Source organism: Marinobacter alexandrii, assembly GCA_039984955.1.
Classification (GTDB): Bacteria; Bacteroidota; Bacteroidia; order Cytophagales; family Cyclobacteriaceae; genus Ekhidna.
In genome coordinates, this window is record JBDWTN010000007.1 from 647,942 (window position 1) to 666,900 (window position 18,959).

The window sequence follows — 18,959 nt, forward strand, 5'->3', positions numbered from 1 at the left end:
CTAAGTGGATTTATAAAAATACTATGAATCTGTATTTAGCATCCAAGTGGGAATCTTTTAATGTACTTGAGTGTATTATACTTTGAAACCCCCAATAGTGAAGCAAAAAATAAGGAAGGAGTTCATCGAATGGATTGTTATTATCTCAGTCTTTGGAATCATCTATTTGACTGGCTGGCATACTGAAGTAATTGGCAGAGTTCAACAAGTAGTCCTTTCATCTGGCATTATATCTCCAAATATTACCACTGAGAACAAATTAGCATCTTATAATTTTCGGATTGAAGATATGAATGGAAACAGAATTCTATTTAATCAATTCAAAGAAAAAGTGGTTTTTATTAATTTTTGGGCTACCTGGTGTCCCCCTTGTATTGCCGAGATGCCAGACATTCATTCACTTTATCAAGAAACTAAAAATAACGTGTCTTTTGTGATGATTTCTTTGGACAAAGATGAAAACAAGGCTAGAGAATTTATCGAAAGAAAGGAGTTTGACTTTCCCGTATATTTTTTAAGATCTTCATTACCTGCAGTATACGATACTCATTCTATACCCACTACATATCTTTTAGATAAAAAAGGAAGGATTAAGGCTGAGAATCACGGAATGGCGAAATATAATACTGAAGAATTCAAAGAATTACTTACCAAATTGAGTGAAGAAAAAATTACAAATTAAATGTCACTTTGATTGCATCAGTTTTTGGATCTCATCCATCTTGTTTTCAATGTCTAAATGAACATCTGAAACCTTGATTAAAAACTTACCACTTCTTAGGTCTCTCCTCAAGTATGATTGATAGTAGTCGTCCTTTTTCTTGAGCTCTTTTACATCGATTAGTCCTTTGGCTTTTTCAAGAAAAAACAAAGCTGAATCTCCAATTTGAGTTAATTGATTAGATTCATTATCATCTAGTTTCATAAACCTCTCATGCAACCACAATCCCATCTGTAAATTAGCGTTCGCTTCATTTATATTTTCTTCAATGGCCATATATTCAATTAATCGTGGAATGCCTACATCATACTGCTTTGCTGCAAGAACAGGATATATCTCCTTGTATTTAATTTTTTGAGCGGCCAAACTCCATGATAACACCGATAAAAGTAGGAAGGAAACTAATTTGATTTGCATTTTAAAAATTAAATTTAGTTTGATTTACTTTTCATTTAAAATCGATAAGCTTTGCTGAAACACCTGTCAAAGCAGCCAACCGATAAATAACTCTTGCTGCCACGTTAGCATCCCAAGGATGATTCCCTGCCTCACAAACATCAAACCCAATGATTTTTTTCCCTGATCTAACTACTTGTTCTAAGAGGTAAATGACTTGATTGAATTGTAAACCTCCAACGACAGGGGTTCCTGTATTGGGGCATAGTGAAGGATCTAATCCGTCCATATCAAAGCTTACGTAAACATCATCAGGTAAAGTCTTAATAATGTCACATACTTGCTTTTTCCATGAAATACCTTCAAGCTCATTTTTAAAGATGTCTTCATCGTAAAAAACATGAATGGGCTTTTTAGACCTATTCACATAATCTTCCTCCTCTTCGCAAAAATCCCGGATTCCTATCTGAGTCAAGGAAGTAATCCCCTCTTCTTTCAGCGCGTTGTTCATAATACTTGCATGAGAATACTTAAATTCTTCGTATGCATTTCTCAAATCCATGTGAGCATCTATTTGAAGTATTCCATAACTTCCTTTTTTTGCCAAGGCTCTCATTAAACCCAATGGGGAGGAATGATCACCTCCTATTACGCATACGATTTTGTCTAGTCTGAGCAATGAGGTAACAACCTCTTCTATTTTTTTATGCACGGAATCACAAAACTCATTTACAAATTCCAATTGATCAAGATCTGGTTTTTTCCCTGACTCTATTGCTTTAATTACATTGATGGCTCGTCCTCTGTGAATTTCATTCTGGGTATTGATAACCAAACGATCATACATGGCCATTTTCAATTTCCACGGTTTTTCGATTGAAAGAAGGGATAAATCCAACTGAGACGACTCATCCAAGATAATGTCCGGTGCTCTCGAAGTTCCCTGCCCATAAGATACCGTAACATCCAAATGAACCGGAAGAATGATCATATCGGATTCCTCTAAACCATAAGGTAATCCAAAAATGCTTCCTTTTACTCCTGCTTTGCTAGGGTTGTACATCAATGACTTGGATGATAATATGATTCAAAAATTCCCAAATTCTGAGAAATTTCACTCCAATTAAGTCTTTCAAATCTAATTCTTACCACTCCTGAAGGTTGCATATTTCCAATATTGGCTCCAGTCAAGTATTCCCCAAAATACGTAATGGTCGGGTTATGACCAATGATGGCAACTTCTTTGTGACTCTCATCAACATTGGTAAGAACACTCAGTATTTCTCTAACAGATGCATTGTAAATCACATCCTGATAGTCGATGATTTGTTCATTAATTTCTAATTCTTCGACAAGATTTATTGCGGTTTCCGTAGTTCTTTGAGAAGAACTGCACAGAATAATATCAGGATTAAAGCTTTCATTTATTAAATATCTTCCAAGTGCTCTGACAGTACTCTGACCTTCGAGTGTAAGATTTCTATCAAAGTCTTTCTTTCCATTAGAGTCTTCAGCATATGAATGCCTGATTAGGTAAAGTTTTTTATTCATTTGGTGAGTGGGTTATTAGGCGTACTAGAAGAATTATTTAATAGACAAATTTACTTTTTTTCAATTTTCTCTAGAACAGGATTTAAATAGTCGTGTTATGTTTACGCATTCAATGAGTTTTGCTCATTGCCGAATAGACTTAAACTTATCATCATGGGGAAAAATCTTGTCATAGTAGAATCACCAGCTAAAGCTAAAACCATAGAGGGATATTTAGGTAAAGACTTTGAGGTGAAATCATCATATGGTCATGTAAGGGATTTACCAAAAGACGATTCTGCAATCGACATTAAAAATGGATTCAAGCCCACATACGAGATTTCTAAAGATAAGAAAGATGTCGTTAAGGAGCTTAAAAAACTAGCAAAGGCAGCCGAAACAATCTATCTAGCATCGGATGATGACCGTGAAGGAGAGGCTATCTCCTGGCATCTATCAGAGGCTTTAGACCTTGACAATGCCAAAACCAGGAGGATCGTTTTTAGAGAGATTACCAAGAATGCTATTCAAAATGCTATTCAAAACCCTCGAGGCATTGATATAGACTTGGTTAATGCGCAGCAAGCGCGAAGAATTCTGGACAGACTAGTGGGGTTTGAGTTATCCCCTATCCTGTGGAAAAAAATTAAAGGTGGACTCTCCGCTGGAAGAGTGCAATCCGTGGCAGTAAGATTGGTAGTGGAACGTGAAAGAGAAATAGCAAACTTCAAACCCGAGTCTTCTTTTAGAATCACAGCTGAGTTTAATCTGGAAGGTGGGAAAATTCTAAAAGCTGAATTGCCCAAAAAATTTAAGACGGAAGAAGAAGCGATGAATTTCCTTCAGAAATGCACCAATGCTGATTTTTCCATTGAAAATCTTGAGACAAAACCAGCAAAGAAGTCACCTGCTCCTCCATTCACTACTTCTACTTTGCAGCAAGAAGCAAGTAGAAAAATTGGATTCTCGGTAGCCAGAACAATGTCTGTTGCTCAAAAATTATATGAAGCAGGTAAGATCTCTTACATGAGAACTGACTCATTAAATCTTTCTGATGAGGCCTTGACTGGGGCTGCTGATGCCATCAAATCAAACTATGGCGATAAATATGCTAATAGACGAATTTTCAAAACCAAAAATGCGGGTGCACAGGAAGCTCACGAAGCAATAAGACCTACGAATTTCGGTGTACAATCTGCTGGAAAAGATGATGCCGAGCAACGACTTTATGATCTGATATGGAAAAGAGCCATAGCCTCTCAAATGTCAGATGCTCAATTAGAAAAAACAACTGCTACAATTGGACTATCTACGACCGATGAAAAACTAGTCGCGAAAGGTGAAGTAATAAAATTTGAGGGATTTCTAAAAGTGTATATTGAATCGACTGACGATGAAAATACTGAAGAAGAAAACACCAATATGCTTCCTCCTCTTAGTGTTGGACAAGTGTTGGATCTAAAAGAGATATTGGGTAAGCAAGGATTCACACGTCATCCAGCAAGATATACTGAAGCAAGTCTGGTGAAAAAATTGGAAGAAATGGGAATTGGTAGACCTTCCACCTATGCTCCGACTATTTCAACTGTGCAAAAGAGAAACTATGTTGAAAAAGATGCAAGAGAAGGTCATGAGCGAATCTCTATCGAATGTCGATTAAAATCGGGAAAGATCAATAGAGAAGAAGTGACTGAAATAACGGGAGCAGAGAAAAACAAGCTTTTCCCTACGAATACCGCCATGGTAGTAAATGACTTTCTTGTTGATCACTTCCCCAATGTGATTGATTATCATTTTACAGCGGATGTAGAACAACAATTTGACGACATAGCACATGGTAAAACGGTTTGGAATAAGATGATTGACAACTTTTATGGTGGATTTCACTCTACTGTAGAAAAGTCAGCTGATCTTGACCGAGCGACTGTTAACCAAGTAAGAGAAATTGGAGAAGATCCTAAATCTGGTGAAAAAATTTATGCGCGACATGGTAAATACGGAGCATACGTACAGAAAGGTGAGCTAGTAGAAGGGGAAGAAAAACCCAAATATGCAAGTCTCAAGCATGGGCAATTCATGGATACCATCACCATAGAAGAAGCTCTTGAGCTATTTAAACTACCTCGCGAGGTAGGAGATTTTGAAGAAAAGCCTATGGTAGCAGCTGTCGGTCGATTTGGCCCATATATTCGTCATGATGGAAAATTTGTTTCAATCAAGAAAGAACAAGATCCATTAACTATTACAGAAGATGAGGCTGTTCAACTTATTTTAGAAAAACGAGAAGCTGACGCCAATAAGTATATCAAAACATTTGATGAGGATGAAAACGTGGCTGTCCTAAATGGACGATGGGGACCTTATATCAAGTTCGGTAAGAAAAATGTTAAAATTCCAAAGGATGTAGTTCCCGAGGAACTCACTTTTGAGCAATGTAAAGAGCTCGCCGAAAAAGCACCAGAAAAGAAAGGTCGTGGAGGTAAAAAAGCAGCTCCGAAAAAAAAATAACCGTTCGACTGAAATAAATCGGACTTTCTGAAAACTAACCACTGAGTACGTGTCAGAAGATTTCTTCAAATCGTATGTAGAAGAGAACATGTCCTTGATCATGCACATATGTAGGGCATATTCAAGAGGTGAGGATTCTCTGAAAGATCTGGTACAGGAAGTTTCGTTACAACTTTGGCGATCTCACAAATCGTTTAAAGGCAACTCTCAACTATCCACCTGGGTCTACAGAGTGACATTAAATGTTTGTCTTTCTCATTCTAAAAAATTGAAGAGGAAACCTGAAACGGTTCCTTTAGAATTTGGAGGATCAAAGTTTGAAGAAAATGACCCTGAAAAAGAGCAGATTGAAAAACTCTACACGGGAATTAAGAAACTAAATGAATCAGATAGAGCAATTGTACTACTCTACTTGGAAGACAAAAGCTACAAAGAAATGAGTGATATTTTGGGTATTACCGTTACCAACGTAGGTGTAAAAGTGAATAGATTAAAAGATAGGCTAAAGAAAATAATCAATGGCTGAAGATCTCGACATACAATCACTTTGGAAGAGAAGTATGGAGAAAGAAGATCCAGCTTCACTACATATCAATACTCTGAAGAAAAAGGGCACCAAAACAACGCTTTACTGGGTGAAGTTTATTCTTTGGATAGAATTCTGGCTTAGCGTTGTTGGACTTCCTCTAATGATCTACTATCAGCAAAATAGAAATGATCCTGAATGGTTTGTGGCTTTCTATGTAGTCCTGACAATTGGCTATCTCTTTTACTACCAATTCTTAATTAGAGCCATCAATAGGTTTAGTTACGATGGGAATGTAATTCAAAGTCTAAAAAAGGTCTATGGATACCTTCGCTTTTACATACTTCACTATAAAGTTGTTATTTGGATATCTGTGATTGTCGGATTGATTTATGGATTCTTAGCAGAAGAGAATAGAGAAGCCATGGAAAAACTTACTACAGCTAAGCATTGGTTGATTGCAATTGGCATAAGTTCCTTGATTATGGGAGCCATCGGTGGAATCATGCACTGGTTGATTCATCTGATTTACGGTCGCAAGATCAAACGATTGAGAAAAATGGTCAAAGACTTAGAAAGCGAAGAATAGCTATTTCCAACTCAATTAAACATTAGTATTTATTTATGACTTTCATAAGAAACATAAATAAAAATTAATAAGAAATATGTTCCAAATTTGTGCTAATAAATCTTAAGCATATGGAATTCGACATTATACCCAAAAGAAAGTCAACTATTAAAACCTCTTCCGAAGAGGATAAATTAGCTGGAAAAAAGGCTGGAGAGAGTTTACTCAGAGAGGCCACATCTATACTCAACCCTAAGTCTACAAAAAGATTTGTTTGGAAATATGAGCTTTCTTTTTATCTCGGACTAATTGGTCTTGGGTCACTTGTTTTTATGGCATTTACGACATCTGATGTCGCTACGAGAAAATTATTTGTTTCTCTAGCTATCCTTTTATCAATTAGTATTACTAAAAGGTTTTCTTAGACATAAAAAAAGTGACACTTCTCAGTGTCACTAATATTTCATATAATTCTGTGTTTACACCTGATTATTAAGCATTACAGGCATCACAAGCATAAGTATATCTTCTTCCTCATCTTTATCGTTTGGAGTGATGATACCTGCTTTATTAGGAGCGCTTAATTTTAGTGTAATATCATCCGAATCAATATTGGCAAGCATCTCAACTAAGAACTTCGCATTGAATCCTATTTCTAGATCCTCTCCATCATGTTCGCATGATAAACGCTCATTCGCTTCATTGGAGAAATCAAGATCCTCAGCAGAGATCATCAACTCACTTCCAGTAATCTTCAGTCTCACCTGATGTGTTGTCTTATTTGCGTAGATCGCTATTCGCTTCAATGAACTCAAAAGTTCATCCTTCTTTACAACGACGTTATTGTTGTTGTCAAGTGGAATCACGTTTTCATAATCAGGAAAACGCTCATCAATCAAACGGCAAATCATTTTCACTTGATTGAAATTAAAGAAAGCATTCGATGCATTGAATTCAACATTCACATTCGTAAGTTCAGAAGGTAGTGTAGCTTTCAAAAGTGTAAGTGCCTTACGAGGAATAATCATGCTGTGAGCCATATCGGCAACTACATCCACTCTTCTGTATCTAATTAATCTATGACTATCTGTTGCTACAAAAGTGGTGTTTGTTTCATCTAATTTTACGAATACTCCTGTCATAGCAGGCCTCAATTCATCATTAGAAGTAGCAAAAATTGTATTGTTGATCGCTCTGCCTAATACTTCAGAGGAAATATTTACTGAGTAGCCGTCTGATACTGTAGGAATCTTTGGAAAGTCTGTTGCATTCTCTCCAGCGAGTTTATAGCGGCCATTATCTGAATTGATTTCAATGCTATACGTATTGCTATCAATTGAAAAAGTGACTGGTTGTTCAGGTAAATTCCTTAACGTTTCTAGTAAAATCTTTGCAGGAATTGCAATGCTTCCGTCCTCTTTAGCTTCTACTTGAAGCTCAGTGATCATGCTTGTTTGTAAGTCTGAAGCAGTAACTGTTAGATTTCCATCACTGATTTCAAACAAGAAGTTTTCCAGAATTGGCACTACCGGATTGGTAGTAATCACACCATTGATAGCTGAAAGTTGCTTTAGTAGGTAAGATGATGATACTATGAATTTCATGTGAGTTTAATATGTTTTTCAATGGCATACATGGAATTTGCAAGAAAGAAACTATTTTCAATCAATGATCTTCCTGTCATACTCATTTCATGTGAGTTATAAAGCTTTGTGACAATGGACAACTGTCCTATTTTTTCGGGACGCTAATTTAAACACAAAAACCGAGATAAGTGCCTTGAAATCTAATCAGTTAAGTTTGTCTGGGTTTCTGAGTATTTGCTGAATTCTTCTAGCATCTACCACCATTCTTTGCCCATCGCTATCCACCACAAGATGAAAAGGTTGTCTTTGCTGATTTGAGTAAATTTTTAATATAACCAGATCATCATTTTTGATGTCGTCTATGGATAGCTCCGCAAAAGGTTCCAACTGAGAAAGACTATCTAGCTCAGGAAACCTCCCCTGTGACACCATTTCATTCGCCTGAAATTGCTGAAATTGATTTAGGTAATTGATTACTGCAGTACTGTCCACAGGTGGTTGGCCATTCACCATGAAAAAATCATTTTGAAAAGTAATTTCAAAATCTTCATCCAATCGATTTACGATCTGGATACGTTGAATAGTACGCCAGCTTCCATCTATTATTATCCTATCTCTCCATTGGTCAGGATGTAAAGTGAATATATCTACCACATTATCCCGATATCCTGGCACAGCTACTTCTTTTGCTTTGCCTTCAGTGATGAAATATGATTTTGTCTTATTAGCGTTACTCGCAAATTGAAATTTATACCTTGAGTTAAAATCAAATTCAACCTCCACAGTTCCCATAATCTCTCTATCCCACTCTTCAATCGTTCTTCCTACTTCTACTCTTTCCAAAACTGAAATGAGCGTGTTCATGAATCCTTCATCTGCTTTAAACTCATCATTTAATGTCCAACCTTGCTCTGATCTTTCGATTTTTGTTGTATCCTCATCGACCATAAACATTACTCTGCTAATACCCTGAATATCTTTCAAATTAAAGTAGTTCTCCGAGCTCACAGTATCATCGTCTGAACCTGTAGAGAATAGGATCAAGTTAGCTACCATAAGTGCTGCAATTGCAATGATGTATTTTGTCTTTCTAGTCAAGGTTTGCAAATTTTTTCTTTCTGAGATACCACTTGATTCCGCCAATCAACAATACTAAAAGTACTGGAATCACTAAGTTGATTACCTGCCACTTAGCCCGTTCTTTTTGAACTTTAACCCGATCAAGCGGGCGGATTTTCACTTCTCTTGATCTTGTTTCTATTAAGCCAGAATCATCCGTCATGTAATCCAGAATATTGAGAATGAAATCATCATTCGCATAAGTCGTCTTAGTAAAGGGTTCTACTCCCAGTCTTAATGGCTCTCCAGTATCTGGATCAAGGCCATTACGTATGACATCTCCGTCTCCAATCACAATAACCTTACCCGGCTGTCCTTTTTCAATAAATAAAGACTTATCAAATCCTTTCGGCACCAATCTTTTAGCATATAGTGAAGTGAATTTTCCTTCTAGTAAATAGCCTATCGTTTTTGGTCCATCTGTAAATTTCTCTGGTCTTAGCTTATCCCCTATGTCATTAAAAGCGACCCTTACCGGTGGGCCCAAAAGTTTAGTATACTGACTCGTACTGATCAGAGGAGTCTTTATGATCCCCTCCGCTTTCACCGTATCGATTTCTGAAACAAATTGACCTAAGATTGCATCTAAGTTCCTCACGGATGGGTGCTTAGAAAAATTTGTAAGCACTGGAAAAAATGGCCATGGGAGCATTTGAATCTGAGGTTGATTGCCCATATTTCCAGATACTACCGGGAACTGACCACTATTGACGTCAAGTACAAAATTCTGATTGATCCGAACACCATACCTGAAAAGCTGATCAGTTAAATTTGTTTCATAGGGAATTGCTACTGTACCCTCCCCATGAGCACTATCCATACTTACAGCCAAAGCATCTATAAAATAGATGAGGTTTCCTCCCCTCATGAGGTATTGATCTATCAAATATTTTTCTCGTTCAGTAAAAGGTTTCGTAGGCTTGCCAATCACAATTACGTCATATCCACCTAACTCTTGTGTACCCTCGAGAGAAATGTCGAAAAGCTCAAAACGAGACAAAACGGTATTCTTAAAGCCTGCAATATCCAATGAATCAAGAGAACTATGACCATTCACATAAGCTACGCGCTTACTACCTCCTCCGTTCATTTGAGAAATAGCAGATGCTAATTCATACTCCAAGCCTTCGATGCTTTGATTCAAAATACCTTCAGGCCCGGCCGCACTGCTTCCATTTAATAAATTGACAGGAATCTCATTTATTCCCTGAGAGGCCAGTGCTCCTGGGAATATCCACTTTTCCATTTTATCACCATCCGAATTCTTATAGTTTAAATTAGTAGCCTGAACTCCCTTATCTATCAGCGATTGGTAAAATTGCTTTCTGGCCTGCGTATTAGTAGCCTGTGCGGGATCGGTAAACTTGAATTGAATTCTATTTCCACTTTCAATGGCAAACTGCTCTAGCATTTCACCAATTGATTTTTGAAAGCGCTCAAAATTAGACGGGAGTTCTCCCGCTAGATACACTTCAAAAAAGACATCTTCTTTAAGATTTTTCAATAAGGTCTTGGTAGCCTCAGAAATGGTATATCTCTTTTCTTCAGTTAGATCTAATTGAATACGAAATCTATTTGCTAACTGATTAATCAGCAGAATTGAAAGTAAAACTGTGATGGTTTGTAACCAGACTATACCTTTCCCCCTATTCATCCTTTCTGTACGTTTAGTATTATCCGAGTGAGATAAATAAATAACACAATCATGGAAAGGAAATAGGTCACATCACTTAGATCAATCAAACCTTTGCTCAGAACCTCATAATGAGATAAGATTCCGATTTGTTCAATGATGTAAGAAGTTTCCGACCATATATTAATTGCGGCAATCGAATCAAATCCGGTGTAGAAGACAAAACACAAGAAAGCTGCTAATATGAATGATACAATTTGATTACCAGTCAAGGCAGATGATAGCACTCCTATTGCTGTGAAAATTCCCCCTAATAAAATCAAACCAATGTAGGATCCAATTATTCCAGCTGTATCTATATTTCCAACAGGATTCCCTAGATAAGACAATGAGAAGTAGTAGACCAAAGTTGGTAGAACTGAAAAAATCACCAGTAAAAATCCAGCAAGAAATTTCCCTATTACTATTTCAATATCTCTAAAAGGAAGTGTGTACAGTAGCTCAATAGTCCCTCCTCTTTTCTCTTCGGCAAAAGACTTCATGGTGATGGCAGGAATCAAGAACATAAAAACATAGGGTGCTAGAGAAAACAAAGTTTCCATACTTGCATAGCCATAATCCAGCACATTCGTGTCAGGAAAAATCCACATCAGCAAACCAATACCAGTTAAGAAAATACCGATTACTACGTAAGCAATGAGTGAATCTAGAAATTCATTTATCTCTTTTTTTAGGATAGTAATCATAGAATTAGTTTACTTGAATACACCCCTATAATCCCCTCAAGGGGATAATCGCCAAGTTCAAATAATTCATTAATAGAACGAATTCCTCCCTTGAGGGAGGTTAGGTGGGTGTCCAATTTACTTCTCATTGATTCTATGATAAATTTCATTAACCACCCATGTGATATTGTTCTTAACATCAAGATCATCAAATATTAAAACCTTGATTCCTTTAGATTCCAAATGGTTAGTCCTCTTCTTATCATAAGAAACCTTCCATTCATGCGTAGCTCCATTTATTTCAATTGCTAATTTCTTTTCATGGCAATAAAGATCAACTATGTAGTTAAGTATTGGAACCTGCCTATGAAATTGAACTCCCAATTGTCGCTTCCTCACTTCCTGCCAAAGAAGTACTTCAGAAAGCGTACTGTCCTTTCTTAGTGCTCGAGCTTTTTCTTTTAAGTCTTTCCTGTATGGAATTATTTCATTTCTCATTTCTCTTTGGTCAGTTCTTGAAAAATTCCTTCCAATGATTGCTCTTCTTTTAAGATATTAATCAAGGGTAGAGCATGCTCCCCTGATATTTTCATGATTTTCTTTCTAGGATCTTCCTTGGAGTTTATTTGATAAATCCATTCTTCCCTGAGGGTAATTTCGAGATCTTCATTTTCAAATAGATCTGTATCAATACCTTCTTCAAATTCTACTCGATACCCGACTTTATCGTTTGTAGATGATTTAAGGTTTCTCACCTCATCGTCTGCTACTATTTGGCCCTTATTTATAATCACCACCTTATCACAAAGAGCTTCCACTTCTTGCATGATATGAGTAGATAGTATTACGGTCTTGTCCCTACTAGCCTCTTTAATCACTTTTCTAATCTCAACAAGCTGATTTGGGTCTAATCCACTTGTAGGTTCATCTAGTATTAAAACCTTAGGATCATGTATCAGTGCCTGAGCTAATCCAACTCGTTGGCGATAGCCTTTTGAAAGTGTTCCAATCTTTTTTTGCTGTTCACGTTCCAATCCACACATTTCAATCATCTCTTTAATCCTACTATTCTTATTTTTTAATTTATAGGATGAGGCGACAAAACCAAGATACTCCTTGATATACATTTCAAGATACAGTGGGTTATGTTCTGGCAGATACCCCGTGAGTTTTTTTACCTCCAGCGGATCGACTGAAACGTCTATTCCGTCAACACATACTGATCCAGATGTCAGACCAATGTATCCTGTGGCGATTTTCATGGTGGTAGATTTTCCTGCTCCATTCGGACCCAGGAATCCTGTAATCTTACCTTTTGATGCCTCAAAAGATATATTATCTAGTGCTTTTTGTGCTCCGTAAGTTTTGGTTAGATGATCTACTTTAATAGACATTGAACTAAAAGTCGCTCTGACAGTTTACAGGTTTGATGTTTCTTTGCGATCAATAGATCAGAAAACGCAATTATCGGGCAAATATTTCTATATGCGCTCATAACTACAATATTGATTTTATAAAATCCTGTATGATCACTATAATCAGCGGTACAAACCGTAAAAATTCTATCTCAAAACAAGTTGCTCTTCAATATCAACAAATATTGAAAGATCATGATACAGACTCCACCCTTGTAGATTTGAAAGAACTTCCTTCAGACTTTATGGCGACTGCTTTATACGAGAATCAAGGTACAAATGTAGAATTCAATCCCTTGAGAGATCACATGAAACAAGCTCAAAAATTTGTATTCATCGTGCCAGAGTATAATGGTTCATTTCCAGGGATATTAAAGGTCTTTCTTGATGCACTAGAGTTTCCTGGTACATTAACAGGGAAAAAGTGCGCACTAGTTGGTCTTTCATCGGGCATTCAGGGAGGAGTGATGGCCATGAGTCATTTGACAGATATTTTCAATTACTTAGGAATGCACGTCATGGCTTCCAAGCCTAAGTTAATTCAGATCAATAATAAAATGGAAAACGGTAAGATTGCAGATGAATCTTACGTTAAAAGACTGACTGATCAAGCTCAAGCCCTAATAAACTTTTAATATGCTGGAAAATCTCATCAAACTTCTCTTGTACTACAAATCATTAGGAGAAAAATCTTTCGAATCATTATCCGATGAGGAGTTGCACCTTATCCCTGGAGATGGATCGAATAGTATTCCGACTATTGTGAAACACTTATGGGGAAATATGATGTCTCGCTGGACGAATTTTCTAACTGAAGATGGAGAAAAAGACTGGCGAGATCGTGAAGGAGAGTTTGAGATAACCATTAAAAACCGAGATGAGTTGATTGTAAAATGGGAGGAAGGTTGGTCATGTTTTCTTGGTGCAATCCAAAACTTAAATAAAGATGATTTGAATCGCACCGTATATATCAGAAATGAAGGTCATACGGTCATAGATGCAATCCATCGTCAACTTGCACATTACAGCTATCACATCGGTCAGATTGTGTATTTGGCCAAAATAATTAAAGGAGATGATTGGAAATCTTTATCGATCCCAAAGGGCGAAACTGAAAAATACAATCAAGAGAAATTTTCCAAAGAAAAGGATGCAAAGCACTTTACCGATGAGGTTTGAATAGTGATTTATCCACTTCATCGTCAAAGCATTAGGGTTTGTAGTAAAAGTCAAAAGAGGAACCACAGAATGCGATATCCTTGCTAACTTAAACAGTTAATAGCTGAAGGGTAAGTATGCGTAGAATAGGTTTAGTCACCACATTTTTCATCTTAATTTCACCACTTTTTGGACAGTCGTGTTTGCAAAAGCTTGATAGTGCAGAATATTTTAAATACTCTTATCCATTAAAGTCTAAATTCTACGCTAATTCACTGTTAACAGATCTTGACTCAGGACTCTGTGTGACAGAAATAGGTATTTCAGGACTCTATAATAACGTAGGACTCATTCTGTGGGAAGTCAACGATAAGCAAAGGAGTCTTAATGCTTTGCATAATGGCCTCACTTATGAAACTGAAAGTAAGGATTCCATAAATCAGGACTTATTAGGCATTTATTATAATCTATCAGCTCTGTATCAAGAACTAGGAAAGTTTGATGAAGCAGGTAAATATCTCAATCTGGCAGGGAGAGTTACAGAAAAACATCTCAGAAAAGAGGCCAAGGCACAAATCAGGTATTTATATCGGTCTGGTATTTATCATCGAGAAGTAGGGAATTTTCAAGAAAGTCTTACTGCTCTAAATGAGGCATTGGAAGTGGGGAATAGTTTCAATGATTCTTCTAAAATCGCTTTACAAATTGAACTTGGCACAACTTATCGTCATTTTGGTGATCTTCCAAAAAGCGAAGTTGAATTGCTAAAGGCCATAGAAATGGCTAAGGGGAAGGATGAAATTCAATATTTCCGAGCAATTGATCGTTTGTCCGCTCTCAAAATAGAGCAAGGAGAATACTCTGATTCTGAAAATTATCTACTTCACAACCTTGAGAAAAAAAGTGACAACTACAAGGACGATAAGGTAGTGATGCTGGAAACACTTAATGGCTTAAGTATACTCTATTACCGACTTAACGACTTAAAAACTGCGAATAACTATATGGATCAGGCTCTGAATGTAGCTGGTGATATTCGAACCATTCGTCCATACATGATTAATAACCTTGGAACGATATATAAAAGGCAAGGTGAGATTGAAAAAGCCGAAGAGTGCTTTAAGGAAAGTTCAGAAGGGTTTTTGAATCTCTTTGGATCAATGAATCCAGACTATGCAAGTAGTCTTAGCAACCTTGCTAGTGTGTATAAGGACAAAGGTGAATTAGGAAAAGCACTTGATTTATACATGAAAGTGCTAGACATGGACAAAGTAATTTATGGTACTGAGCATGCGAATTATGCAACCTCACTAAATAATGTAGCGCTCCTCTATCTTCAATTCGGGAATTACTCTCTAGCGGGAAAGCTCTTAGTGGACGCCAAAAGGATTCGTGCCAAAACATTGGGAAACTATCACCCATTGTATATCAAGACTGTAAATGATCTTGGACTTTATTACATGATTATAAAAGATTACCAGTCTGCCATGGAGTCATTTGATCATGCGCTTTCTGCCGAAATTAAACATATGCAGGATATTTTTCCTGTGCTTACGGACAATCAGCGAAAGTTATACTTTGATGAAACACGCTATAACATTGAACGATTTTGTTCACTTGCCTTTACTGATGAAAATATTGGAAGTGAATATGCTGAAAATGCGCTCAATCATTTTTTGAATACCAGGGGGATACTATTCTATGCTTCAGAAAAGATGAGAAAACTCATTCAAAATAGTGGGGACGATAGAATTAAGAAAGACTATAATACCTGGAGGGAAAAGAAATACGGACTAGCACAAGCCTATCTACTCACTGAAGAAGACAGAAGAAATAAGGGACTTTCTATCACATTACTAGAGGATGAATGTGCCCGATTAGAGAAAGATCTCTCAAGAAAGTTTAAGGTTTTTGCTGATCAGGAAAAAACCACCTATCATCACTGGGCTGAAATAAGCAATTCACTGGAGGATAGCACGGCGATGGTCGATATTATACAATATCGAGATTACAAAGTGGCTGTAGTAGATGCGAAAATAGATCAAGCCTTTGAGGACGAATCACATTATGTTGCATTTGTTATCAAGCGCGATAGCGTGCTAGCCCCAGTCAAGCTTGCTGCAATTGATTTTACGAAAGGGTTTGCAACCTATCGAAATGCGTTAAAGTATGGCGTGAAAGACAAACTAAGCTATGGGATTTTTTGGGAACCCATTGACAGGCAACTTAGCGATATAAATAAACTCTACATTTCTCCTGATGGAATCTATCACAAATTAAACCCTGTGGTTTTTTACAATGCAAACGCAAATGAGTACATGTCTGACAAGTATGACGTAATCAACATCACAAGTGGTAAAGATTTACTTTATCGAAATCAAAGGGATTTAGTTACAGATGCAAAGATCTTTGGTAATCCAGACTTTTCTCAAATCGAAGGTTATAACTTAAAACAACTACCCGGAGCTGAGAGGGAGGCTAGTGATATCAGTGAGATTCTGGATGTTAGAAGATGGAAGACAGATACCTATTACTTCACAGATGCTACAGAAGACCAGATCAAAAGCTTTTCAAACCCTGGAATTATTCATATTGCTACGCATGGGTATTTCATTGAAGATCCTAACCACACGGATCCATTGCATAGCTCGGGATTATTCTTAAGTAAAAATGAATCAAGCGAAAATGATGGGCTTCTCTCCGCATATGAAGCGATGAATCTAGTCCTAGATCAAACCAATCTTGTAGTGCTTGCGGCTTGCGAAACAGGTTTAGGAAAAGTTCAAAATGGTGAAGGGGTATTCGGACTTCAGCGTGCATTTCTAGTTGCAGGTGCAGAGAACGTTCTCTTATCACTTGTCAAAATTAATGACAATGCTGCTCGAACTTTCATGAACCTATTTTATAAGGAACTTCTGATTGTGAAAGACCCACAACAAGCTTTTTTCAATGCACGGTCTGCATTCAGAAAGGTGGATTCAAATCCGTATAACTGGGGTGCATATATTTTGGTATCTAAAGGCTAAAGACCTTTAGAATTTGCGAATAAATCAAAGTCTTCTTCATCCACAAAAGACTCGACGGGTCTTTTTACATTTTCGGACTCAAACACCCGTATCGTATTTCCAGCCAATATTTGACCATCAATATCTCCATTCCATTCAATAAGTTGTTGCTTTGATACGCCGAGCTTCTTAGCCATAGTTTCAAGAGTAGCAGATTTTCGAACGATATAGGTTTTAGCTTTTTCTATTGTAAGTGTGTTGCTTGTTTTGATGATTATCTCGACTCTTCTTCTAAAGATTCGCTTAAACCAATGATCCTTTTCTTCTGAAGGGATCTCCCCTCTTGGAAACACATTGATTCTTGATGGATCTATACCTGCCAAAATCAAAAAAGCTCTTGCCTCATCTCCTCTATTTTGACTCAATTCTAAATTCGCAGCGTCTGGGCCAATACTATCGGTAAATGCTAAAATATCTATCGATTCAATTGATTGTCCTTCCAACTGAGCAACCAAACTTTCTAAGGCTGCTTTAGCTTCAGATCGCAGAGAGGCTAAACCATAGTCAAAATACAATCTCTCATAAGCTACCTCTCCTACTTCTCCGGTTATATCCAGATCATCTTCCAATATTTTAGGTTTGGGTTTTGAAGGTCTAATAGGTTCAAAAAGATCGTATCCTGCATAGTCCTCTACTCGAAATGTAACCAAATCAAGTGACTGAATATCTTTAAACTTTGAAGCTAGTCTGGCATCAATTAATGATTCACCTGAGATTAGTAGCGATAGAAATAATCGTTCGTCACTCACATTGAAATTGTAGATATTCAAAATTTCATTATCCAGTCGGTTCGAAGATAAAAAACCCACAGTGTCTGATATAGCGAAGTATAAATCATCCCAAGTGGAATTAAATGGATCGCCCAGATTATATATCTGTGGTTCGAAAAAGGATTCTCCTTTTGCAGCATATGTATCATAACCTCCGTATCCCACATGACCATCACTTGCAAAAAGTAGGCACTCAAAAGCGGAAGAATAATACGGTGTTATTTCATTTTCAGGAGTATTTATAACTGCTCCCATATTAATGGCAGGTGTCCAGGATTCTTTTTCCAATCCTTTCAAACTCATCCAAATATCACTACCTCCCGTTCCTCCGGTTCTGTTAGAGCTGAAGAACAATGTATCTCCCGTAGTAGAAATTGAAGGATGCTTATTTTGTGATCCAGGCTCATTGATGTATGCATTCAAAGCAACCGGGCTAGTCCACCTATCATTTTCTAAATAGCTTACCATAATCGTACATGCTGAGCCATCTTCACAGGTAGAGAAATAAAAAGTCTGACCATCGCGAGTAAAGGATCCTGACCCCTCGCCCCATTTGGTATTCAAATTTGAAAACCGCTGATCCGAAGATGAAATTCTCCACCGCCCATTTCCTCGACTCTCAAAGGAAACCAAATCAGGGAGTAAGCCTTCATACTGTATATCCTCATTCTGTATTCCGGATAAGTTTCTGGTGGTGGCCAATACTACCTGCTTATTTACTGGGTTCACAACTGCTCCAAAATCATGAAAATCAGAGTTTATTCCTTCAAAAATCTCAATGGAAAACCCTTTATTTAGCTGTTTCTGACGTAGTGCGAGCTGGCAACCTTCTCGTTGTTTTCTTGATAACTCCACGAGATACGGTTCTGCATCTGGAATAGATATTAAAAAAAAGTAAAGCGAATCAGCCTCTCCAAATCGACTTTCTTTTTTAAGCAAGTTCGCATAGTTATAGATAGAACGAGCTCGATATTCGTGTCCAACCGAGGTACTTAACTCTAAGAAAGTCTCTTTAGCTTTTTCATATAGAAGTGCTTTATTGTAGCAATTAGCCAATCTGAAACGAGCCAGATAATTTTCTTTATCAATACCAGCAATTTTGTCGTAGTACTCAATAGCGTCTGTAAATCGGTCATTCTGGTAGAGTTCATCCGCGATTTTAATGAGCTTGGGAACTGACTGTGCAAGCAGTGGACCGGAAAGTACTGAAATGATAAAAGCGATACAGAAAATTCTCAT

At 37.1% G+C, this 18,959-nt stretch carries 18 protein-coding genes; 8 read left to right on the plus strand and 10 right to left on the minus strand.

What is annotated here, in order from left to right; all coding sequences use genetic code 11:
* Positions 1–97 precede the first annotated feature (97 nt).
* A complete protein-coding gene (locus ABJQ32_09195) occupies positions 98–682 on the plus strand; it encodes a TlpA disulfide reductase family protein (protein MEP5289813.1) in 585 nt (194 codons plus the stop codon).
* 3 nt (positions 683–685) lie between these two features.
* On the opposite strand, the gene ABJQ32_09200 is transcribed toward ABJQ32_09195, so the two are convergent.
* The 3 genes from ABJQ32_09200 to ABJQ32_09210 are packed head-to-tail and all read right to left on the minus strand — an operon-like array spanning position 686 to position 2,668.
* Positions 686–1,138, minus strand: coding sequence for a hypothetical protein (locus tag ABJQ32_09200; protein MEP5289814.1), 453 nt, complete (start codon positions 1,136–1,138; stop codon positions 686–688).
* A 31-nt stretch (positions 1,139–1,169) separates the two neighbouring features.
* Positions 1,170–2,180, minus strand: a complete 1,011-nt coding sequence (locus ABJQ32_09205; protein MEP5289815.1) for an agmatinase family protein — start codon at positions 2,178–2,180, stop codon at positions 1,170–1,172.
* The gene (locus tag ABJQ32_09210) at positions 2,180–2,668 is read right to left on the minus strand and encodes a histidine phosphatase family protein (protein MEP5289816.1); all 489 of its coding nucleotides are present in this window, start codon (positions 2,666–2,668) and stop codon (positions 2,180–2,182) included. The genes ABJQ32_09205 and ABJQ32_09210 overlap by 1 nt, the downstream gene beginning before the upstream one ends.
* A gap of 153 nt (positions 2,669–2,821) precedes the next feature.
* Here ABJQ32_09210 and topA point away from each other — a divergent pair, with 153 nt between their 5' ends.
* From topA to ABJQ32_09230, 4 genes are all read left to right on the plus strand, one after another.
* Positions 2,822–5,155, plus strand: a complete 2,334-nt coding sequence (topA, locus tag ABJQ32_09215) for a type I DNA topoisomerase (GenBank protein MEP5289817.1) — start codon at positions 2,822–2,824, stop codon at positions 5,153–5,155.
* A 49-nt stretch (positions 5,156–5,204) separates the two neighbouring features.
* Positions 5,205–5,681, plus strand: coding sequence for a sigma-70 family RNA polymerase sigma factor (locus ABJQ32_09220; GenBank protein MEP5289818.1), 477 nt, complete (start codon positions 5,205–5,207; stop codon positions 5,679–5,681).
* The gene (locus ABJQ32_09225) at positions 5,674–6,270 is read left to right on the plus strand and encodes a hypothetical protein (GenBank protein MEP5289819.1); all 597 of its coding nucleotides are present in this window, start codon (positions 5,674–5,676) and stop codon (positions 6,268–6,270) included. Before ABJQ32_09220 ends, ABJQ32_09225 begins: the two co-directional genes overlap by 8 nt.
* Before the next feature lie 110 nt (positions 6,271–6,380).
* Complete coding sequence (locus ABJQ32_09230; protein MEP5289820.1) at positions 6,381–6,674, plus strand: hypothetical protein; 294 nt, start codon at positions 6,381–6,383, stop codon at positions 6,672–6,674.
* Between the two features lie 54 nt (positions 6,675–6,728).
* On the opposite strand, the gene dnaN is transcribed toward ABJQ32_09230, so the two are convergent.
* From dnaN to gldA, 6 genes are all read right to left on the minus strand, one after another.
* The gene (dnaN, locus tag ABJQ32_09235; GenBank protein MEP5289821.1) at positions 6,729–7,853 is read right to left on the minus strand and encodes a DNA polymerase III subunit beta; all 1,125 of its coding nucleotides are present in this window, start codon (positions 7,851–7,853) and stop codon (positions 6,729–6,731) included.
* A gap of 186 nt (positions 7,854–8,039) precedes the next feature.
* Positions 8,040–8,933 (minus strand): hypothetical protein, encoded by an 894-nt coding sequence (locus ABJQ32_09240; GenBank protein ID MEP5289822.1) that lies wholly within the window; start codon positions 8,931–8,933, stop codon positions 8,040–8,042.
* Positions 8,926–10,608 carry a gliding motility-associated ABC transporter substrate-binding protein GldG gene (gene gldG, locus ABJQ32_09245; GenBank protein ID MEP5289823.1) on the minus strand — a complete coding sequence of 561 codons (1,683 nt, stop codon included), beginning with the start codon at positions 10,606–10,608 and terminating at the stop codon, positions 8,926–8,928. The genes ABJQ32_09240 and gldG overlap by 8 nt, the downstream gene beginning before the upstream one ends.
* Positions 10,605–11,333 (minus strand): gliding motility-associated ABC transporter permease subunit GldF, encoded by a 729-nt coding sequence (gene gldF, locus ABJQ32_09250; protein ID MEP5289824.1) that lies wholly within the window; start codon positions 11,331–11,333, stop codon positions 10,605–10,607. The genes gldG and gldF overlap by 4 nt, the downstream gene beginning before the upstream one ends.
* Positions 11,334–11,450: 117 nt before the next feature.
* Positions 11,451–11,810 (minus strand): DUF559 domain-containing protein, encoded by a 360-nt coding sequence (locus tag ABJQ32_09255; protein MEP5289825.1) that lies wholly within the window; start codon positions 11,808–11,810, stop codon positions 11,451–11,453.
* Entirely contained in the window at positions 11,807–12,706 is a 900-nt protein-coding gene (gldA, locus tag ABJQ32_09260; GenBank protein ID MEP5289826.1) for a gliding motility-associated ABC transporter ATP-binding subunit GldA, read from the minus strand. Before gldA ends, ABJQ32_09255 begins: the two co-directional genes overlap by 4 nt.
* Before the next feature lie 131 nt (positions 12,707–12,837).
* Here gldA and ABJQ32_09265 point away from each other — a divergent pair, with 131 nt between their 5' ends.
* The 3 genes from ABJQ32_09265 to ABJQ32_09275 all read left to right on the plus strand — a co-directional run bounded on the left by ABJQ32_09265 (position 12,838) and on the right by ABJQ32_09275 (position 16,911).
* Positions 12,838–13,362 carry an NAD(P)H-dependent oxidoreductase gene (locus ABJQ32_09265; GenBank protein MEP5289827.1) on the plus strand — a complete coding sequence of 175 codons (525 nt, stop codon included), beginning with the start codon at positions 12,838–12,840 and terminating at the stop codon, positions 13,360–13,362.
* Between the two features lies 1 nt (position 13,363).
* Complete coding sequence (locus ABJQ32_09270) at positions 13,364–13,906, plus strand: DUF1572 family protein (protein MEP5289828.1); 543 nt, start codon at positions 13,364–13,366, stop codon at positions 13,904–13,906.
* A 116-nt stretch (positions 13,907–14,022) separates the two neighbouring features.
* Complete coding sequence (locus ABJQ32_09275) at positions 14,023–16,911, plus strand: CHAT domain-containing tetratricopeptide repeat protein (GenBank protein ID MEP5289829.1); 2,889 nt, start codon at positions 14,023–14,025, stop codon at positions 16,909–16,911.
* Here the strand turns inward: ABJQ32_09275 and ABJQ32_09280 are convergent.
* A complete protein-coding gene (locus tag ABJQ32_09280; protein MEP5289830.1) occupies positions 16,908–18,959 on the minus strand; it encodes an OmpA family protein in 2,052 nt (683 codons plus the stop codon). The two genes, ABJQ32_09275 and ABJQ32_09280, sit on opposite strands and share 4 nt — an antisense overlap.